Annotated in this window: 4 protein-coding genes; 1 reads left to right on the top strand and 3 read right to left on the bottom strand. The window is 71.2% G+C overall.

The window, feature by feature from the left end:
• Nucleotides 1–1,648, bottom strand: a 1,648-nt coding sequence (locus Q0066_RS10825) for a PQQ-binding-like beta-propeller repeat protein (protein ID WP_298132781.1), incomplete at its 3' end; no start/stop codon positions are given.
• A gap of 44 nt (nt 1,649–1,692) precedes the next feature.
• Nucleotides 1,693–3,045 (bottom strand): replication-associated recombination protein A, encoded by a 1,353-nt coding sequence (locus tag Q0066_RS10820; RefSeq protein WP_298132779.1) that lies wholly within the window; start codon nt 3,043–3,045, stop codon nt 1,693–1,695.
• A gap of 393 nt (nt 3,046–3,438) precedes the next feature.
• Here Q0066_RS10820 and Q0066_RS10815 point away from each other — a divergent pair, with 393 nt between their 5' ends.
• Nucleotides 3,439–3,954, top strand: coding sequence for a PadR family transcriptional regulator (locus Q0066_RS10815; RefSeq protein WP_298132776.1), 516 nt, complete (start codon nt 3,439–3,441; stop codon nt 3,952–3,954).
• Between the two features lie 216 nt (nt 3,955–4,170).
• Here the strand turns inward: Q0066_RS10815 and aspS are convergent.
• Nucleotides 4,171–5,360: aspartate--tRNA ligase (gene aspS, locus Q0066_RS10810; RefSeq protein ID WP_298132774.1), on the bottom strand; the 1,190-nt coding region annotated here is incomplete at its 5' end.

The following is a 5,360-nucleotide window of genomic DNA, read 5'->3' as shown; positions in this document are numbered from 1 at the left end:
CACCCGGGCCGGCGAGCAGCAGCCCGGCGTCCGTCACCCCGATCAGCTGACCACTGGCCGCCACCGGCACCACCACGGGCGCCTCGGTGGAGCGCCACAATGCGGCACCGGAGGGGTCCAGCACGGTGGCGGCGCGCGGCTCGGACAGCAGCAGCGAGGCGTCGAGCGAGTAGAGCAGCGAATCGTTCGCCACCGCTCGTTGCCATCGGACGGCGCCGGTGGCCCGATCTCGCGCCACCAGCCAGTTGCCGGTCAGCGTGGCGACCGCGTCGCCGAACGGAGCGGCCTGTGGCTGCGAGGAGCCGGCCTGCACACTCCACAACTCCTCGCCGGTGCCCAGGTCGAGAACCGCCACCTCGTCGTCGCGGGCCACCGTAACCGTCGCCGGATCGCCGCCGACACCGAGCAGGTCGCTCACCCCGTCGGTCTCCCACAGGGTGTCGCCGCCGGTGACCCTCAGCGCGCGCAGCAAGCCGCCGGCGTCCAGCGCCAGCACGATCCCGTTCCGTGCGGTCAGTTGGCTGACCGCGTCCGGCAAGGGGTGTCGCCACTGTTCCCAGCCGTCGGCGTCGTAGCCGACCACCTCACGCTCCGTGGTGCCGGCGACGATGCGGCCGTCCGAGGCGGCCAGGCCGCGGATCGAGCCACCGGGTTGGGAACGCCAGCGCTGGGTGTAGAGCGATTCGGGTTCGGATCGCTGGGCCGGCGAGGGCAGCCAGGCCGTCAGCCGTCCGGCGGTGTCGGCGATCACCAGCCGATCGCCGGCCCAGATCGCCCGTGAGCCGGACGGCGCCAGCTGCGGCTGGTAGACGCCGCTGCCGTTGCGGAAGAACAACATCGGACGGGGCGCCTCACCCCGCAACGCTGCCGGTGCCGGCGTTCCCGTCGGTATCGCGACCGGTCGTGCAGCGACCGCCTCGGTGAATCCGGTTCCCGCCGGCACACTCGCCCAGGCGACCAGCCCGGCACCGGGACAGAAACCGAACACCTCGGTGTCGGCGCCGATCGTCACGCTGCTCTGCACGCAACCAGCCCGGGGCGTCTCGAACGCGGTGACGAGTCGGGCTTCAGCGGCGACCGCGGCGTCCCGGTCCCGAGCGAGCCGGCCCGTCCAACGCACCTCGGCGCCGCCCGACTGATCTGCGGAGAGCACCGGCACGCCCGGATCGAACACCACCGACCGCGCGGACGAGGTGATCGCCCGCAGCAGCACCCGGCCCTGGCTCACCTCGAAGTCGATGCTGGTGTTCGGCTGCGGCTGGCCCTGCTGCAGCAGATCCACCGTCCACCAGTCGGCGTCCGGTGCCGTGGACAGCAGCCGGCGAGCCGGCGCACTCAACTCGGCCCAGCCGTCCGCCCCGCCCAAGGGGCCCTGGGTGACTTGCCAGCTGCCGCGTCCCTGCCGATCGAGATGGACGGACGTCCCGGCCCGGGAGGGCAGGAAGGTGGCGACAGGACCGCTCTGGGCGGGCGAACGTCCGGCCCAGACGATCACGCCCGTGACCACCAGGACGGCGGCGAGCACCCCGGCGATGGCGGCCGTCGGACGCCGCCGTGAGGGTGGCCCGACCGGGGCGAAACCGGCCGGTGGCAACGGTGGCGCGGTCAGCGTGAACTCCTTCGGCGCGGGGCTGCGGGGATTCGTCATGGTAGGCACAGGCGGTGCCTCACCGATGGCCCACAGACTCGGCTTCAGTGTTTGTCGCGGCCGAGGAGTTCGTCGAGGGTATCCATCCGCTCGGCCATGCCCGCCTCGTTGCCGTGATCGGTCGGCACGTAGTAACGCGCGCCCTGCAGCTCATCGGGCAGGTACTGCTGGGCCGCCACCCCGTGCGGATGATCGTGGGCGTATTTGTAGCCCTTGCCATGGCCGAGCGCCTTCGCTCCCGCGTAGTGCGCGTCCCGCAGATGCGGCGGCACCTGCCCGATCCTTCCGGCCCGGACGTCGGCGAGCGCACCGTCGATGCCCAGGGTGACCGCGTTCGACTTGGGTGCCAGCGCGCAGGCCACCACGGCATGGGCCAGGTTGAGCCGCGCCTCGGGCATGCCGATCAGCTGGACGGCCTGGGCAGCTGCGACGCAGGTCTGCAGCACCGACGGCGCAGCCATCCCGATGTCCTCGCTGGCCAGGATCACCAGCCGCCGGGCGATGAACCGGGGGTCCTCGCCGGCCTCGATCATCCGGGCCAGATAGTGCAGCGCGGCCTGCACATCGGAGCCGCGCAACGACTTGATGAAGGCACTGATCACGTCGTAGTGCTGATCGCCGTCCTTGTCGTAGCGGACGGCGGCGCGGTCGACGGCGCGGCTGATCGCGTCCGGGGTGATGACCGCCAGACCCGACGACTGGGTACCGGCCGCCGACTCCTCCAGGTAGGTCAGCGCGCGGCGGGCGTCGCCGCCGGCCAGCCGCAACAGGTCGGCGCGGGCCTCGTCGGTGAGGGTGAACGCGCCGCCCAAGCCGCGTTCATCGGCCAGCGCCCGGTCGATCAGGACGCCGAGGTCGGCGTCGGTCAGCGGTTTCAGGGTGAGCAGCAGCGAGCGGGACAGCAGCGGCGCGATCACCGAGAAGGACGGATTCTCGGTGGTGGCCGCGATCAGGGTGACCAGCCGGTTCTCCACCGCCGGCAGCAGCACGTCCTGCTGGGCCTTGGAGAACCGGTGCACCTCGTCGACGAAGAGCACCGTCGAGCGGCCCCGGGCCAACTCGCGGCGGGCGGTGTCCAGTTCGGCGCGCACTTCCCGGACGCCGGCGGTGACCGCCGAGAGCTCCACGAACCGGCGCTTGGCCGACTGCGACACCACGGACGCGATGGTGGTCTTGCCCACCCCCGGCGGCCCCCAGAGGAAGACCGACATGGCGGCGTCCCCCTCGGCGAGCCGGCGCAGCGGCGACCCGGGCCCCAGCAGATGCTGTTGACCGACGATCTCGTCGACGGTGCGTGGGCGCATCCGGACCGCGAGCGGCGCACCCGCGGACGGCATGCTCAGCGACCCTCCCGAGGGTGCCGTGACGGGGTCGGTGTTTCCGAAGAGGTCCTCCACTGCGCCGAGTCTACGAGTGGACGCCGACAGTCTGCGCGCCCACCCGCCGACGGCCTCCGGACCTGCCCCTCTCCCCGCGACGTTGCACGCGGTCAGCACTTCCCTGCCATCGAGACTTGCGCTGTGAACACTCTCGATATATCTTTGACACAACGAGACACACACGAAAGGAGTCCACCCATGTGGAACCAGGAATTTGAGCCGCGGGACTTCCGCGGCGGACATGATGATCGTCGACCCCGTCGCGGCCCCCGCGGCGAAGGTCATGCCCGAGGCGGCCAGCCGTTCGGCGGCGACCCCCTCTTCGGCCCCCACGGTCCCTTCGGACCGGCCGGTCCGTTCGGTCCCCGTGGCCCGTTCGGCCCCGGCGGCCCGCTCGGCGGACGCGGCCCGATGGGTCCCCGCGGTCGCGGACGGGCCCGGCGCGGTGACGTCCGGCAGGCCATCCTCGCGCTGCTCGCCGAGGAGCCGATGAACGGCTACCAGATGATCCAGACCATGGCCGAGCGCACCGGAGGCGGTTGGAAGCCGTCCCCCGGAGCGATCTATCCGGCGCTGGCCCAACTGGAGGACGAGCAGCTGATCGAACCCTTCGACAACTACGGCGCCAAGGCGTACCGGCTGACCGAGGCGGGCCAGAACGTGGCGGCGGGCATCGACCCGAAGCCGTGGGAGGCGTTCAACGCCGAGAACGCTCCGGAGCACCCCGAGGTGCTGCGCAGCATGTGGAAGGAGTTCAGCTCGCTGGCGATGGCGGCCCAGGAGCTCACCCGTTCCGGCAGCCGCGCCCACCAGCAGCAAGCCGCACAGATCCTCGCCGAGACCCGGCGCAACCTGTACGGACTGCTGGCCAGCGACGCCGACGACGAGGATGACCAGGACCTGGCCAACCCCGACGATCTGCGCTGATGCCACCGAAGCCCGGTGAGGGGACAGACCCCGCACGCCGGAACTTCACACCAGGCCGAGGGGCCGTCCGAAGTGATCGAACGGCCCCTCGTGGCATGTTCGGACTGCGACGGAACCCGTTGATCGAGCTTGTCGAGATCTTCCGATGGGTCTCGACAAGCTCGACCAGCGGGTTTTCAGCCCGGGTCTCGACAAGCTCGACCAGCGGTGGCCCGGTCAGGCCTGAGGCTCGGCGACCTTGGGTGCGGGCGGCTTGGCGTCCACCCCGGCCTCCTTGCGCTGCTGCACCGAGATCGGGGCGGGGGCACCGGTCAGCGGGTCGTAGCCGCCGCCGCTCTTCGGGAAGGCGATCACGTCGCGGATCGACTCCGAGCCGGACAGCAGGGCCACGATCCGGTCCCAGCCGAAGGCGATGCCGCCGTGCGGCGGGGCGCCGAACTTGAAGGCGTCCAGCAGGAAGCCGAACTTCTCCTGCGCCTCCTCCTCGGCGAGCCCCATCACGGCGAACACCCGCTCCTGGACGTCGCGGCGGTGGATACGGATCGAGCCGCCGCCGATCTCGTTGCCGTTGCAGATCATGTCGTACGCCCACGCCAGCGCATTGCCGGGGTCGCTGTCGAAGGTGTCCAGGTCCTTCGGCGAGGTGAAGGCGTGATGGACCGCCGTCCAGGCTCCGGCACCGACCGCCACGTCGCCCTCGGCGACGGCGTCGCCGGTGGGCTTGAACAGCGGCGCGTCGACCACCCACAGGAACGACCAGCTGCCTTCCTCGATCAGGCCGCAACGCTTGGCGATCTCGTTGCGCGCCGCGCCCAGCAGCGCCTGCGAAGCCGTCTTGGCGCCGGCGGCGAAGAAGATGCAGTCACCCGGGTTGGCGCCGACGGCCTCGGCGAGGCCGGCGCGTTCGGCGTCCGAGATGTTCTTGCTGACCGGGCCGCCGAGGGTGCCGTCCTCGGCGATCGTCACGTAGGCGAGACCTCGTGCACCGCGCTGCTTGGCCCATTCCTGCCAGGCGTCGAAGGTGCGCCGCGGCTGGGCCGCCCCACCGGGCATCACGACGGCGCCGACGTAGGGTGCCTGGAAGACCCGGAACGGGGTGTCCGCGAAGTACGAGGTCAGCTCGGTCAGCTTCACCTCGAAGCGCAGATCGGGCTTGTCGGAGCCGTAGGAGTCCATCGCCTCGGCGTAGGTGAGCCGCGGGAACGGCGCGTCCAGTTCGACGCCGATCAGCGACCAGATCTCCTTGGCGAGCGCCTCGCCGAGGGCGATCACGTCCTCCTGGTCGACGAACGACATCTCGATGTCGAGCTGGGTGAACTCGGGCTGCCGGTCGGCGCGGAAGTCCTCGTCCCGGTAGCAGCGGGCGATCTGGTAGTAGCGCTCCATGCCGGCCACCATCAGCAGCT

This window comes from Micropruina sp., assembly GCF_027492755.1.
In the GTDB taxonomy this organism is placed as follows: domain Bacteria; phylum Actinomycetota; class Actinomycetes; order Propionibacteriales; family Propionibacteriaceae; genus Micropruina.
The sequence above is the reverse complement of the archived record's forward strand: the minus strand, read 5'-3'. Positions and strand labels throughout refer to the sequence as shown.